The organism is Campylobacter concisus (assembly GCF_003048905.1).
Lineage (GTDB): Bacteria > Campylobacterota > Campylobacteria > Campylobacterales > Campylobacteraceae > Campylobacter_A > Campylobacter_A concisus_V.
Genome location: NZ_PIRO01000002.1, coordinates 60,217 through 74,526, shown reverse-complemented (window position 1 = coordinate 74,526; position 14,310 = coordinate 60,217). Strand labels below are relative to the sequence as shown.

Below are 14,310 nucleotides of genomic sequence, written 5' to 3'. Positions count from 1 at the left end.
GTGATATTTGACAACCAACATGAGATTCAACGACTACAAAGCATAGACGAGCTAAGAAATTTAGGTATTAATCCATATCCGCATTTTCTTAGAAGAGATATGAATATCTCTAAATTTAGACTAAAATTTAACTACATTAATGATACAGAAGAAAAAAAGGCCGAGGGTCAGCTAGTAGGTCTTGCAGGTAGAATAAAACTAATTCGTGATGCTGGAAAAGCGGTTTTTGCAAATATCGAAGATGAAGATGGAAATTTACAAATTTACTTTAGCAATAAAACGCTTGATCCAGAGTGGTTTAAAATCGTTAAAAAATACGTAGAGATAGGCGATATCGTCTATGTCAGAGGTTATGCATTTATAACAAGAACTGGCGAATTTTCCATGCATGTAAGCGAGCTTAGCCTTGCTTCAAAGTCGATAAGTCCACTTCCTGAGAAGTATCATGGTCTAGTTGATGTTGAGACAAGATATCGCCAAAGATATCTTGATATGATAATGAATCCTGAAGTTAGAGCTGATTTTAAAAGACGCTCAGTGATTATAAGTACGATTAGAAGATTTTTTGAAGAAAAAGGCTTTTTAGAAGTTGAAACTCCGATGCTACACCCAATAGCAGGCGGTGCAAACGCCAAGCCATTTATCACTTTTCACAATGCCCTTGGAGTAGAGAGATATCTAAGGATCGCACCTGAGCTATACCTCAAACGCCTTATAGTAGGTGGCTTTGAGGCTGTTTATGAGATGAATAGAAATTTTAGAAACGAAGGTATGGATCTTACTCACAATCCTGAGTTTACAAGTATAGAGTTTTACTGGGCATACCACAACTACCACGATTTAATGGGTATCACAGAGGATCTTTTTAATGTCATTTTAGACAAGCTAGATATGGAAAAAGTTGTAAATTTTGATGGCATGGAAATTGATTTTAGTAAGCCATTTAAGCGAATAAGCTACAAAAAAGCTCTCGTTGAGATCGGCGGACTAGATGAGAATATCATAAACGATAAAGATAAAATTTTAGCAAAACTAAGAGCTGATGGCCTTGAAGCAAATGAGAAGCTTGATCTTGGTCACTTGCAGGCTGAGCTATTTGATAACTATGTAGAGAGCAAGCTTATACACCCAACATTTGTTATTGATTATCCGATTTCGATCAGCCCACTTTCAAGAAGAAGTGATGCAAATCCTGATGTGGCTGAGAGATTTGAGTTATTTATCGCTGGTCGCGAGCTAGCAAATGGCTTTAACGAGCTAAATGATCCAATTGATCAATACAACCGCTTTAAAGCGCAAATCGATGCTAAAAACGCAGGCGATGACGAGGCACATGAGATGGACGAGGACTATGTAAAAGCCCTAGGATACGGCATGCCACCAGTTGCAGGTGAGGGTATAGGCATCGATAGGCTCGTGATGCTTTTAACGGATAAAAAATCAATACGTGATGTTGTGCTCTTCCCAGCGATGAGGCCACTTAAAAATGAGATAAAGGAGAATGAAAAATGAGTTTGCAAAGCTATGATAAGGACATTTACGATCTAGTAAATTTAGAGTTAAAACGCCAATGTGATCACCTTGAGATGATCGCTAGTGAAAATTTTACATATCCAGAAGTTATGGAAGTAATGGGCTCAATCCTAACAAACAAATACGCTGAAGGTTATCCTGGCAAGAGATATTATGGTGGCTGCGAATTTGTCGATGAGATCGAGCAAATAGCGATCGATAGATGTAAAGAGCTTTTTGGATGTGAATTTGCAAACGTTCAACCAAACTCTGGCTCTCAGGCAAATCAAGGTGTTTACGGCGCTTTACTTAATCCAGGCGATAAAATTTTAGGAATGGATCTAAGCCATGGTGGACACTTAACACACGGCGCAAAGGTAAGTAGCTCTGGCAAGATGTATGAGAGCTTTTTCTATGGTGTAGAGCTTGATGGCCGTATAAACTACGATAGGGTCATGGATATCGCAAAGATAGTAAAACCAAAGATGATCGTTTGTGGCGCAAGCGCATACACAAGAGAGATCGAGTTTAAAAAATTTCGTGAGATAGCCGACGCTGTTGGGGCGATACTCTTTGCAGATGTTGCTCACATTGCTGGTCTTGTTGTTGCTGGTGAGCATCAAAGTCCTTTTCCATACTGCGATGTCGTAAGCTCAACTACGCATAAAACCCTAAGAGGCCCAAGAGGCGGTATCATTATGACAAACAACGAAGAGTATGCTAAGAAGATAAATGCCTCTATTTTTCCAGGCATCCAGGGCGGACCACTAGTTCATGTCATCGCAGCAAAGGCAGTTGGCTTTAAGCACAACCTTAGCCCTGAGTGGAAAATTTATGCTAAACAAGTAAAAGCAAATGCTAAAAAATTAGGCGAAGTACTAATAAAAAGAGGCTTTGATCTAGTGAGCGGCGGTACCGATAACCACCTAATATTAATGAGCTTTTTAAATAGAGATTTTAGCGGTAAAGACGCAGATATCGCTCTTGGAAATGCTGGAATAACGGTAAATAAAAATACGGTTCCAGGCGAGATAAGAAGCCCATTTATCACAAGTGGTATACGTGTTGGTAGTCCTGCGCTTACAGCTCGTGGCATGAAAGAAGCTGAGTTTGAACTAATAGCAAACAAAATAGCTGACGTATTAAGCGACATAAACAACACATCTTTGCAAGAGAAGACAAAAGCTGAGCTAGTTGAACTTGCTCATAAATTTATAATCTATGATAAAGCGACATTTTGATGCAAAGTATTGATACGGCACTTATAAAGATTATTACAACTCACTACTATATCAAACGTGATATGATCGTTAATAAAATAGAATACAGAGGCAAAATTTTCTTTGATAAATTTGAAAAGATAAATGAGCCACTGACCTATAGTATTATGAAAGAGCATGAAGAAGGCAAAGCTGTTATCGCACACTCTTTAATAAATGCAAATGATAAAGTTGAAAATATAGTCTTTGACTATAACGGCAGAACCCCTGATAGATTTTGGCATAAAGCACAGCTTCTTTTAAGAGAAGAGGGATTTATAAATTTTACAGCCTATGAGAGTAAGACACCAGGTCATCTGCATCTTTATGTGCATAAAGGCCACACTACGCTAAATGAGGCTTGTCAGCTGGCAAACGTGCTCAACGCAAAGCTTTCACAGAAGCTACCTAAAGAGTGGAGGATGTTTCCAAATATCGATATGCCAAAAGAATTTAACATACTAACTTTACCTTATAAGCTCTATCAAAAAGAGCGCGGGGCAAGTTGGTCAAAATATATGTAATTAAGGATAAAAAGTGGAAAACGATGAGTTAAAAGATATTCTTTTAGAAAGAGACGATGACGCAAGAGGATTGAAGCTAAAAAAACTTCTTATATTTATAGCAGCTCTTATTATACTTTTTTTGATCATTGTAGTGGCTATGAAGCTAGTAAATTCAAGCGATCCTTCACAAGCTCAAAATGAAGCTGATTCAAGACTAGTGCTTCCTCCAGTACCAGCTGAGCAGCCAGTAGATAGACAAGCTCCGATAGCTGATACAAATTCAGACAATAAAAAAGGCGATACACAGCTTTTTGAACAAGTACCGATCGTGCCTGAAAATAAGCAACAAGACGAATTTGAAGATATGATCAAAAAGCTAAAAGATAAAGAAAATAATAAGCCTATTTCTAAAACTGAAGAGCCAAAAGAGATAGTTAAGCCTATCGAAAAGCCTGCTGAAATACCAGCAAAAAAAGCTGAGACAAAAGTAGATACTTCAGTTAAAAAAGTCGAAAAAGTAGCAGCTACTGATAAAAAGAGTGAGGCAAAACCAGCTAAGGCTGAAAATAAAGTAGATAAAAAGATTGAAAAAAAGGTTGAAACCAAAATAGAAAAAACGGATAAAAAAGCTGAAGTAGCTAAAACTGAACCTGCTACAAAAGGCTCTTATGTTCAAGTATTTGTGACTAGTAAATTTAATCCAAATGCTGAATATATGAAGAAGATCGCTGCTAAGGGATATAGCTACAAGACTATAAAAGTTGGTGAACTGACTAAAATTTTAGTTGGTCCATTTGATGAAAAAACGCTTCAAAAAGCAGTAGGCGATATTAGAAAAGATATCAATAAAGATGCTTTTATCTTTAGAGCAAAATGAAAACATTCGCAGTCTTTGGAGATCCAATAGCTCACTCGGTATCTCCGAGGCTGCACAATAAAGCCATTGCAGACCTGGGCTTAAAAGCACTTTATATAAGAGTCTTGCTAAAAGATGGTAGCGAATTAATCAATAAATTTAAATCCTTAAAATTAAACGGTGCAAACGTAACACTTCCACATAAAGAGTGGGCTTTAAATTTAGCCGATGAAGCTTCAGATATAGCTCGTAAAATAGGCTCTGCAAATACTCTTGTGCTTAAAAATGACAAAATTTATGCTCACAATACAGATGCGCCTGGGTTTTTAAAGGCAATAAAAAATTTTAAAGATGTAAAAAAAGCTATTGTTCTTGGAGCTGGCGGTACTGCAAATGCCATAACTTATGCATTAAAAGAACAAGGCGTTGATGTTTGCATACTAAATAGAAGCAAAGATAGGCTTGAGAAATTTAAAAATGAATACGAATGCTTTAGCTGGGATAACTACGAAGAGCAAATATTTGATCTAGTCATTAACTCGACCTCTGCTGGCTTAAAGGATGATTTTTTACCAGCACCTAAAGAAATTTTAAAAAGCATTTTTAAAGATGCTAAATTCGCATTTGATGTGATTTATGGTAAGCAAACACCATTTTTAGAAATGGCCAAGCAAAGTAGCCTTGACGTAAAAGATGGTGCTGATATGCTTTTATATCAAGCAGTTCTAGCACTAAATTTATTTTTTAATAATACACTTGATGAATCAAAAATCGAGCGCTCAATGAGAGAAATTTTCTATCTATAACCAATTAGTATTTATTTTTTATAAAATTTGCGTAAGTTTGGTTTTAAACTAAGTTAAATTTTATGGCTTGTAGAAAATATTTTGATTAAAATTTTTATTGAAAGTAATTGGAGTAAATATAAAAAGCAGGGAAGATCCCTGCTAAATTTTACTATTCGTTTGTTTTGATATAAGCGTAGTCTGAAATTTTAGTCCATTCTCTTGCTTTTTTAAGGAAAGCTCTTTGCGACTCAACGATCTCTTTAAATAATGGATCTTTAGCACTCTCTTCATCAAGTAATTCATTTGTAGCTTTTTTAAGAGCTGCAATTACTTCTGGTGGGAAAGATTTTACTTGGATGTCTGGATACTCACTCTTCATTTTATCCCAGTACTCGACGTTTGAATAAAATACTTTTGTATTTGCATCTCTTGCTACTTCTGCTGCAGCTGCTTCAAAGATCGCTTTTAGGTCATCTGGAAGTTTTTCGTATGATTTTTTATTAAAGAAAAATTGAGTTTCACCGTTTGGCTCTTGCCAGCCTGTGTAGTAGTATTTTGCCACTTTGTGAAAGCCAAGTGCCATATCATAAGCTGGGCTAACCCATTCGACTGAGTCAATCGTTCCCATCTCAAGAGCCATGTAAAGCTCACCAGTTGGGATAGTGTTAATGTTAGCGCCAAGTTTAGCGTAAATTTCACCACCAAAGCCCGGAATTCTTATCTTTAAGCCTTTGATATCATCAACTGACTTGATCTCTTTTTTAAACCAGCCACCCATTTGCATGCCGGTATTTCCAGCTCTAAAAATTTTGATATTGTATGGATCGTAAACTTTTGCCTCAAGCTCCTTACCACCGCCAAATTCATACCAAGCTGTTTGCTCATCAGTATTCATCATAAATGGAGTTGCTGTAAAAAATATAGTTTTAGCATCTTTGCCTTTATAATAATAGCTACTTGTGTAGGTAATGTCGTACTGACCGCTTTTAGCAAAATCAAGCATCGCAAAAGGCGATTTATGCTTTGATGGATAATCAATCCTTAGCTCAAGTCTACCATTACTCATCTTTTCAACTTTATCCTTTAGCTCTTTTGGCACATCACCAAGCACTGGCATAGTACTCTCCCATGAGCTAGCAAGCTTTAGCTTATAAACTTTATCATCTCCCATAGCAACGCAAGCAACAGCTGCTAGACCAAGAGACGCTAATAAAAATTTATTCATATCTTCTCCTTTGAAATTTTGCCTATTATACAAAAAATTACATTATTAAAATGTGTTATAATCGCAAAAATCAAATTTATGGGGCATAAAATGATAAAAAAGACAAAAATCGTAGCTACTTTGGGGCCAGCAAGTGATAATGAAGAGACAATGGAAGCGATGGTAAAAGCAGGTGTTAATGTCTTTCGTTTAAATTTTAGCCATGGGACACACGAATACCATAAATCAAACATTGACAAGATAAGAAATATCGAAAAAAAGCTAAATAAAAGAATAGGAATTTTACAAGATATCTGTGGTCCAAAGATCAGAGTTGGCAAGCTTAGTGAGCCATTTTATCTAAAGGCTGGCGACGAACTAAGCATTTACGCAGAGGATATCGTTGGTGAAAAAGTTGAGAAGGGGGTTTATAAAGTAAGCCTAAATCAGCCTCAAATTTTGCCTATGCTAAAGGTTGGCGAGTATGTCTATCTCTATGATGGCTCTATAAGAGCAAAGGTTGTCAGCGAAGGTAAAGAAATAGTAAAAACTATCATTGAGAATGATGGAATTTTAAACTCAAACAAAGGCGTAAATTTCCCAAATACAGCCCTTGGTATCGAGATCATCACACCAAAAGATAAAGAAGATATGAAATTTGGCGCAAGGCATGGTGTAAATTTTGTCGCCATTAGCTTCGTGCAAGATGCAAATGACGTAATAAAGGCAAAAAATATCTTAAAAGAATTTGGCTCAAGAGCTGCTGTCTTATCTAAGATCGAGAAATTTGATGCGGTTGAAAATATAGACGACATCATCTCAAAGAGTGATGGCATCATGGTAGCTCGTGGCGATCTTGGCATAGAAGTGCCATTTTATAAGGTTCCAACTATCCAAAAGCTCATCATCAAAAAAGCAAATGCAGCAAGCAAGCCAGTCATCACAGCAACCCAGATGATGCTAAGCATGGCAGAGCATGAGACTGCCACAAGGGCGGAGATCAGCGATGTGGCAAATGCCGTGCTAGACGGCACTGATGCTGTTATGCTAAGTGAGGAGAGTGCGATCGGTAAAAACCCAGTCGCGGTCGTAGAGGCGATGAGTAAAACGATCATCCAAACTCAAAGCATCTATCCATATAATAAATTTGATGAGTTTGACTTTTTTGACGAGACTGATATGGTGGCAAGTAGTGCCGCATCTCTTGCTGTTCGCATAAAGGCAGATGCTTTAATCTCAATCACTGGCTCAGGAAAATCGGCCATAAAATTAGCTAGAAACCGCACAAACATTGACATCATCGCAGTCGCTCACGATGAACAAACAGCGCACATGCTTACTCTTGCTTGGGGTGTTACGCCAGCACTTGTACTAGAAAAAACAAAGCTTAGCTCACTTTTAGCAAATGTCATGAAAAAGGCGTATGAAGAGGGATATGTTGGATACGACAAGACCTATCTTGTCACAGCCGGTCACCCTACGGGCGTTGAGGGTAGCACGAACCTTATACGTATCATCAGACGCGATCAGCTTGATTATTATTTGGAGCTTGCAACTGAGTAAATTTATACTCTCTTGCAAATTTTAAAATTTTGCTTGCTCGTAAGAATTGACTGCTAAGATTTGCCTGACACTTGCTCGATAGTAAAACGCATGCACCTCTAATGTGCGAGGGGTTTGGGGGATTAAAAAGGAGGATAAGGGGACGGCTTCGTAAATTGAGTCTCCTTGTCTCCCTTTTGACAAATTTATATCATTAAAATTTGATAGAGTTTTAGACTACATGCGGTAATTTAGCGTTAGAGCATGTACCTTAAACGTGTCAGGGAAGAGGGATTATTAAGGGAGAAGAGAGTTTTTGCTTTGCTAGCTCGCAACTGCAAGCAGACCGTAATTAAAGCCCCTTCTCCCTTAATGAAAGAATAAAAAATATATGTTGTTTTATTTCTGTAAATTTTAAAATCTTACTCACTCGCCTTAGCAGACTACTAAATTTGGAGCCAAAATTCTCCACTCATAAAATTTTAAAATTTGTGTGAAATTTACTTGTAAAAATTAGGATATATAAAATTTATTTTGAAAGAATTTGTGACGTCAAATTTAACGTCACAAATTTAAATTTATTTTTTCTTTTTGCCTTTTGGCTCATCGCCTTTAAACCAGCTTTTTATCTTATCAAAGACACTTTCATCGGTATTTGATTTGCCTGATTCTATGCCAAAGCTAGCCTGAAGCTTATTTAAAAGCTCTTTTTGCTCATCGCTTAGTTTTTCAGGTGTTTGAATAGAAATTTGCGCTACAAGCCTACCTTTTTTACGCGAATTTACACTTTTGATACCTTCATTTTCAAAGATAAATTGCTGCTTATCCTTTGCCCCAACAGGTAGTTTTAGCTCAGTTTCTCCTCGAAGCGTTGGAATTTTTATACTTTCGCCAAGTATAGCTTGTGTGAAAAAGACAGGAATTTCTAGATAAACATCGTCATTGTGGCGAATGAAATGCTTATCTTCTTTTACGTTTATACTTACATAAAGATCGCCTTGAACGCCGTTTGTGCCGATATTGCCTTTACCAGCTACTCTCATTCTCATGCCGCTATCAACGCCTTCAGGGATGGTAATCTTTACAGTTTGTTGCTGGATTTTATAAGCTTTCGCGTTACAATCGAGGCATGGTTCGCTTATTACTTCACCGCTTCCGTGACAATATGGACACTCTTGGACGATATTCATAAAGCCATTTCCGCGTGTTATCCTGCCACTTCCGCCACAGTGCTGGCAAGTCTTGCTCTTGCCATCTTTGCTGCCGGTTGCATTGCATGTTGGGCAAGGCACTTTTTGATCAAATTTTATCTCTTTTTCACAACCAAAAATAGCTTCGTTAAACTCCAAATTTATAGGAATTTCAAGATCGGCTGAGTATTTTTCTGAGTATCTTTTTCTCTGCCTAGAACTACTTGCAAAACCGCCACCAAAAAATGAGTCAAAAATATCTGAAAGATCAAAATCGGCACTAAACCCGCCACCGCTACCAAATCGACCCTCAAGGCCTTCTTTGCCATATCTGTCGTAGATAGAGCGTTTTTGCTCGTCGCTTAAAACTTGATAAGCTTCATTTATCTGTTTAAATTTTAGTTCAGCCTCTTTGTCGCCAGAATTTCTATCTGGGTGATATTTCAAAGCAAGTCTTCTAAAGGCTTTTTTGATCTCATCTCCGCTTGCATTTCTTGAAATTTCAAGGATTTCGTAATAGTCAAATTCCACATTTTTCCTTGTTAATTAAGCTTATTTTAAATATGGGATTTTACCCAAAAAAGTTTAAATTTAAAAAAGAATTTACATTTTTGCCGTATAATCTCTACCATTTTTAATAAAAAGGATAATTCATGGTTAATGTTTTAATGATAGAAGACGATCCAGAATTTGCACAAATTTTATCTGAATATCTTGATAGTTTTAATATAAAAGTTACGAATTTTGAAGACCCATATTTAGGACTTAGTGCTGGGATAAAAAACTATGATTTGTTAATACTTGATCTTACTTTGCCGGGCATTGATGGGCTTGAGGTTTGTAAAGAAATTCGCCAAAAATACGATATTCCTATCATCATAAGCTCAGCTAGAAGCGATATTAGCGATAAGGTCGTTGGACTTCAGCTTGGTGCTGATGATTATTTGCCAAAACCATACGATCCAAAAGAGATGTATGCTCGTATCACAAGTCTTATAAGAAGATATAAAAAGACAAATGAAGTACAAGAAGAGGTCGTTGATAGCGCATTTAGGATCGATGATAAGCGTCACGAAATTTACTTTAACAATGAGCCGTTAGCGCTTACTCCAGCTGAGTATGAAATTTTAACTTATCTCATTAAGCAACACAGCTTTTCAGTATCACGCGAACAGCTAGTTTATAACTGCAAAAGCCTAAAAGATAAAGATTCAAAGAGCTTAGATGTTATTATCGGACGCCTTAGATCAAAAATCGGTGATAGCTCAAAAGCCCCAAAACATATATTTTCAGTAAGAGGCATAGGATATAAGCTTATCGGATGAAATATTCCATAACTACGAAGATAACTATTATCTTTGCCATAGCTTTCTCGCTGATGTGCTTGCTCTTTGTAACTTTTGCAAACATTCAGCAAGAAAGCGCTTTAGAAAAGCTAAAGGATAGACAAATAAGTGCGATGAACTATCTTGTCGCACTCTATGAACGTGGAAATCCCCCAAGAGATTTAGAGCATTATTTTAAAAATTTTTACTTAGAGTATGTTGGAAATAAAAATTTAGCCACTTCAATAGCTACAAATGGGACTGTTGTTTTTACGCAGCACACACCTCTTGGAGTGGTGCAATCGGTTAATTACAAAGGCGATTTGTATTTGCTTATTAAAAACCCATCTTTTCAGCTACTTCTTGAAAGTAATGATGCAAGACATGTAAATGATCCGCTTTGGGTCGCATTTTTGATAGTTTCAGCCCTTCTCATCTCACTTTATGTTTCTGTTCTTAGAAGTCTTTCGCCGCTTAGAAGGCTTAGTAAGGACATTAGAAAATTTGCCAGTGGAAATATGGAAATGGCGATGACAGCTAGGCTAAATGAAAACGAGCAAGACGAGATCGGACAAGTCGCTGTTGAGTTTGATAACGCCGTTTGCAAGATCAGAGAGCTCATCCGCTCAAGGCAGCTATTTTTGCGCGCGATCATGCATGAGCTAAAGACTCCTATTGGCAAGGGCAGGATCGTCTCTGAAATGGTCGCAAATGAGACCCAAAAGATGAGGCTCATTAATGTGTTTGAGCGCCTTGAGATGCTGATAAATGAATTTAGCAAGGTTGAGCAGCTCCTTTCTAAAAGCTACGCACTAAACTATCAAGAGTGCCATTTCTCGCTCATTTTAGAGCAAGTGCAAGATATGCTCATGCTTGATAAATTTGAAGAGCGAGTGAGCTGCGATATCAGAGATGATGTCATTTTAAGAGTGGATTTTCAGCTTTTTAGTTTAGCGATTAAAAATTTGATAGATAACGCCCTAAAATACGCAGAGGATAAAAAGGCTATTTTGATCTGCGATAGCGAATTTATAGCAGTTAAAAATTTAGGTAAAAAGCTAAATCACCCAATTGACTACTACAAACAAGCCTTTGTGCGTGGCGACAAGGTGAGTGCGGGAAGTGGTATGGGGCTTGGACTTTACATCATCGAGCAAATTTGCCAGATGCAAAAATTTGAGCTTGTTTATGACTATGAAGACGGCTATCACGTCTTTAAAATTTTACTTCGAGCAAAGGCAAAACGCGCATGAAAAGGGGCTTAGAGAAATTTAACGAGCTAACTGAGTCTTTTGCAAAGCTCCCTGGTGTCGGTAAAAAATCAGCCGCCAGATTTGCCTACTTTGTCTGCATGCAAGATAGTTTTGCAGGGCTAAGGCTTGCTCAAAATATCGAAGATGCAGTGAGGTTTATCAAACGTTGTGAGCGTTGCGGTGGGCTAAGCGAAAATGAAATTTGTGACATTTGTAGTGATGAGAGCAGGGATAGCGAGGTTATATTGCTGGTTGAGAGCCCAAAAGATATCTTAGTTTTTGAGCAAAATGGTATCTACAATGGCCTTTATTTTGTACTTGACGAGATCGACGAGGATGCCATAGAGAGGTTGCGAAGTGCGATCAAACAAAATGGCTCAAAAGAGGTCGTTTTCGCCTTTACGCCGGGGTTAAATTCTGACGCACTTATGCTTTACGTTGAGGATAAGCTTGGCATGAGTGAAATTTCATTTAGCAAGATCGCCCAGGGCGTGCCAACTGGTGTAAATTTAGAAAACGTTGACATGCTTTCACTTTTAAAAGCCTACGAAAGTCGTACAAAAGCCTAATTAAACTTTCTTTTAGTTATAATTTTGCCTAAATTTATAGAAATTTAGCCAAGGCTCAACCGCTGCTAAATTTAAAGGATATAGGTTGATTTTACTAATAGATAATTATGATAGTTTTGTTTTTAATGTTGAGCAATATGTAAAAGAGCTTACAGATGAAGAGGTTAGATGCGTTAGAAATGACAAGATCACGCTTGACGAGATCAAAAAACTAAACCCAAGCAAGATCATTTTAAGCCCAGGGCCAAAGCATCCAAAAGATAGCGGAGTTTGTTTAGAAATTCTAAAAGCCGACCTTGGCGTGCCAGTACTTGGAATTTGCCTTGGACACCAAGCTATAGGGCTTAGTTTTGGCGCAAAGATAAAAAGGCTAGATGACCCACTTCACGGCAAAACCTCATTTATTGACGTGAAAAATAAAGAGCCTCTTTTTGCTGGGCTACCTGAGCGCTTTGAGGTTATGCGCTACCACTCGCTCTATGTTGATGAGCTCCCAGCTAGCCTAAGCGCTGATGCGGTGAGCGATGATGGCGTAGTAATGGCACTTAGCGTAAAAGATAAGCCGATCTTTGGTATCCAGTTTCACCCTGAGAGCTACTTTACGCAATACGGCAAAAAGATAGTTGAAAATTTTGTAAATTATAAAGCAAAAGATGAGGTAAAAGAGCCAAAAATTCGCTCTCTTAAGCCATATCTTATCAAGCTTCAAGAGAGCATACCGCTTGATGATAGCGACTTTGAGCAAATTTGTGAGATAATAGCCAGCAAAGAGTACGAGATCGTGCAGCTCTCAGCCCTTTTGGTGCTTATTAGCGAAAAGAGCCTCTATCCAAAAAGCCTCGCTGCACTTGCAAAAAATATCCTAAAATACTCGCAAACTTACCGCGATGATACGCCTATGATCGATCTTTGTGGCACTGGCGGCGATGGCTTTAAGACGATAAATATCTCAACTACTGTGGCATTTATCCTCGCAAGTCTTGGCGTAAAGGTCGCAAAACACGGCAATAAGGCAGTTTCAAGCAAGTCAGGCAGCTCTGATGTGCTTGAAATTTTAGGTGTAAAAAGTGAAAAATCACTGGCAAAACAGCGCGAAAATTTAGCTAGTAAAAATTTAGCCTTTTTCCACGCGCCATTTTTCCACCCGTTAGTTGGCGAGGTGAGAGAAGTGCGTCAAAGACTTGGCATAAGAACCGTATTTAACGTACTTGGGCCGCTTTTAAATCCAAATTTAAACCTTACAAATCAGCTAGTTGGCGTCTATCACAAACCAGTGCTAAAACTCTACGCCCAGACGCTTAAGATCCTTGGCAGAAAGCACGCTCTAGTCGTTCGCGGCGATGACGGACTAGATGAGATCACGCTTTGCAATGAAACAAGCGTTGTGGAGCTAAAAAATGGCGAAATTTTTGAATATAGCATCACGCCAGAGCAGTTTGGCTTTAAAAGAGCGCTTCACAGCGACATCGAGGGTGGCACACCTGAAGAAAACGCCAAAACATTGATCCGCACGCTAAAAGGCGAGGAACAGGGGGCAAAATTTGACATCGTGGTCTTTAACGCGATGTTTGCACTCTACGCGGCTGATGGAGCAAAGAGCCCAGACGAGGCCAAAAAAATGGTTTTAGAGGCTATAAATTCTGGCAGGGCGTATAAATTTTATGAAGAGTTTATAAAGGCTGGGGCTAATGGCGCTAGTTAAAATTTGTGGCATCAAAACACTAGATGAGGCAAGTGCGGTTTGTGCTTTGGATGTTGATTTTATCGGGCTGATATTTGCCAAAAGTAAAAGAAAGGTCGAGCTAAATTTAGCTAGGCAGATAGCCAAATTTGCTCACAGCAAGGGCAAAAAAGTAGTTGGCGTTTTTGCTTTGCAAAGTGATTGCGAGATAATGGAAATTTGCCAGTTTGCTGGTCTTGACGTGGCTCAAGTGCATGGAGTGGTGAGTGAAAATTTAGAGGTAAATTTAAAAGATATGGGGCTTGAGATCTGGCAGGTTTTTAGCGTGAAAGATAGCTTGCCAGAGGTTGATTTTAAGCATTTTGACATGGCGCTTTTTGACTGCAAGGGCGAAAATGCTGGCGGAAACGGCACTAGCTTTGAGTGGGAAATTTTAAAAGAGGTCAAATTTAAATTTGGCATGGCTGGGGGCATAGGCGAGCACAACATAAAAGAGGCGCTGAAATTTAGGCCATATCTTGTTGATATCAACTCAAAAGTCGAGGACGAAAACGGCATGAAAAATGCGCAAAAGATAGAGAGAATTTTAAAGTTAGTAAAATTTAACAACACATTAGAGTAAATA

General features: G+C 38.2%; 13 protein-coding genes. 11 read left to right on the top strand and 2 right to left on the bottom strand.

Translation table 11 applies throughout. The features are described 5' to 3' along the window. Positions 1-3 precede the first annotated feature (3 nt). From lysS to CVS95_RS06510, 5 genes are read left to right on the top strand one after another with little or no spacing between them, the layout of a single operon-like run. Positions 4-1,512 carry a lysine--tRNA ligase gene (gene lysS, locus CVS95_RS06530; protein WP_223154669.1) on the top strand — a complete coding sequence of 503 codons (1,509 nt, stop codon included), beginning with the start codon at positions 4-6 and terminating at the stop codon, positions 1,510-1,512. Then, positions 1,509-2,753, top strand: coding sequence for a serine hydroxymethyltransferase (locus CVS95_RS06525; RefSeq protein WP_107696010.1), 1,245 nt, complete (start codon positions 1,509-1,511; stop codon positions 2,751-2,753). The genes lysS and CVS95_RS06525 overlap by 4 nt, the downstream gene beginning before the upstream one ends. Beyond that, the gene (locus CVS95_RS06520) at positions 2,753-3,295 is read left to right on the top strand and encodes a DUF1882 domain-containing protein (RefSeq protein WP_107696102.1); all 543 of its coding nucleotides are present in this window, start codon (positions 2,753-2,755) and stop codon (positions 3,293-3,295) included. The genes CVS95_RS06525 and CVS95_RS06520 overlap by 1 nt, the downstream gene beginning before the upstream one ends. 13 nt (positions 3,296-3,308) lie before the next feature. Next, positions 3,309-4,154 (top strand): SPOR domain-containing protein, encoded by an 846-nt coding sequence (locus tag CVS95_RS06515; protein WP_107696009.1) that lies wholly within the window; start codon positions 3,309-3,311, stop codon positions 4,152-4,154. Continuing rightward, complete coding sequence (locus CVS95_RS06510; RefSeq protein WP_107696008.1) at positions 4,151-4,939, top strand: shikimate dehydrogenase; 789 nt, start codon at positions 4,151-4,153, stop codon at positions 4,937-4,939. The genes CVS95_RS06515 and CVS95_RS06510 overlap by 4 nt, the downstream gene beginning before the upstream one ends. Positions 4,940-5,090: 151 nt before the next feature. Here CVS95_RS06510 and CVS95_RS06505 read toward each other — a convergent pair whose 3' ends face one another. Beyond that, complete coding sequence (locus CVS95_RS06505) at positions 5,091-6,146, bottom strand: TRAP transporter substrate-binding protein (RefSeq protein ID WP_107696007.1); 1,056 nt, start codon at positions 6,144-6,146, stop codon at positions 5,091-5,093. Positions 6,147-6,236: 90 nt separating this feature from the next. Between CVS95_RS06505 and pyk the strand changes: the two genes are divergently transcribed. Then, positions 6,237-7,688 carry a pyruvate kinase gene (gene pyk, locus CVS95_RS06500; RefSeq protein ID WP_107696006.1) on the top strand — a complete coding sequence of 484 codons (1,452 nt, stop codon included), beginning with the start codon at positions 6,237-6,239 and terminating at the stop codon, positions 7,686-7,688. A gap of 557 nt (positions 7,689-8,245) precedes the next feature. Here pyk and dnaJ read toward each other — a convergent pair. Then, positions 8,246-9,388 (bottom strand): molecular chaperone DnaJ, encoded by a 1,143-nt coding sequence (gene dnaJ / locus CVS95_RS06495; RefSeq protein WP_107696005.1) that lies wholly within the window; start codon positions 9,386-9,388, stop codon positions 8,246-8,248. A 122-nt stretch (positions 9,389-9,510) separates the two neighbouring features. On the opposite strand from dnaJ, the gene CVS95_RS06490 reads away from it, so the two are divergent. From CVS95_RS06490 to CVS95_RS06470, 5 genes are all read left to right on the top strand, one after another. Continuing rightward, complete coding sequence (locus tag CVS95_RS06490; RefSeq protein WP_021091583.1) at positions 9,511-10,182, top strand: response regulator transcription factor; 672 nt, start codon at positions 9,511-9,513, stop codon at positions 10,180-10,182. Continuing rightward, complete coding sequence (locus tag CVS95_RS06485; RefSeq protein WP_087580335.1) at positions 10,179-11,435, top strand: ArsS family sensor histidine kinase; 1,257 nt, start codon at positions 10,179-10,181, stop codon at positions 11,433-11,435. The genes CVS95_RS06490 and CVS95_RS06485 overlap by 4 nt, the downstream gene beginning before the upstream one ends. Continuing rightward, positions 11,432-12,004: a recombination mediator RecR gene (recR, locus tag CVS95_RS06480; RefSeq protein WP_009294391.1), complete on the top strand. Its 573-nt coding sequence runs from the start codon at positions 11,432-11,434 to the stop codon at positions 12,002-12,004. The genes CVS95_RS06485 and recR overlap by 4 nt, the downstream gene beginning before the upstream one ends. A gap of 85 nt (positions 12,005-12,089) precedes the next feature. Continuing rightward, complete coding sequence (gene trpD, locus CVS95_RS06475) at positions 12,090-13,706, top strand: anthranilate phosphoribosyltransferase (protein ID WP_107696004.1); 1,617 nt, start codon at positions 12,090-12,092, stop codon at positions 13,704-13,706. After that, positions 13,693-14,307 carry a phosphoribosylanthranilate isomerase gene (locus CVS95_RS06470; protein WP_107696003.1) on the top strand — a complete coding sequence of 205 codons (615 nt, stop codon included), beginning with the start codon at positions 13,693-13,695 and terminating at the stop codon, positions 14,305-14,307. Before trpD ends, CVS95_RS06470 begins: the two co-directional genes overlap by 14 nt. The last annotated feature ends 3 nt before the right edge of the window (positions 14,308-14,310 follow it).

What these genes read in the sequence shown, in the direction of transcription:
- CVS95_RS06525 (WP_107696010.1), top strand. Translation starts at nt 1,509, where the DNA reads ATGAGTTTGCAAAGCTATGATAAGGACATTTACGATCTAGTAAATTTA.
- CVS95_RS06520 (WP_107696102.1), top strand. Translation starts at nt 2,753, where the DNA reads ATGCAAAGTATTGATACGGCACTTATAAAGATTATTACAACTCACTAC.
- CVS95_RS06510 (WP_107696008.1), top strand. Translation starts at nt 4,151, where the DNA reads ATGAAAACATTCGCAGTCTTTGGAGATCCAATAGCTCACTCGGTATCT.
- CVS95_RS06505 (WP_107696007.1), bottom strand. Translation starts at nt 6,146, where the DNA reads ATGAATAAATTTTTATTAGCGTCTCTTGGTCTAGCAGCTGTTGCTTGC.
- pyk (WP_107696006.1), top strand. Translation starts at nt 6,237, where the DNA reads ATGATAAAAAAGACAAAAATCGTAGCTACTTTGGGGCCAGCAAGTGAT.
- CVS95_RS06490 (WP_021091583.1), top strand. Translation starts at nt 9,511, where the DNA reads ATGGTTAATGTTTTAATGATAGAAGACGATCCAGAATTTGCACAAATT.
- CVS95_RS06485 (WP_087580335.1), top strand. Translation starts at nt 10,179, where the DNA reads ATGAAATATTCCATAACTACGAAGATAACTATTATCTTTGCCATAGCT.
- recR (WP_009294391.1), top strand. Translation starts at nt 11,432, where the DNA reads ATGAAAAGGGGCTTAGAGAAATTTAACGAGCTAACTGAGTCTTTTGCA.
- CVS95_RS06470 (WP_107696003.1), top strand. Translation starts at nt 13,693, where the DNA reads ATGGCGCTAGTTAAAATTTGTGGCATCAAAACACTAGATGAGGCAAGT.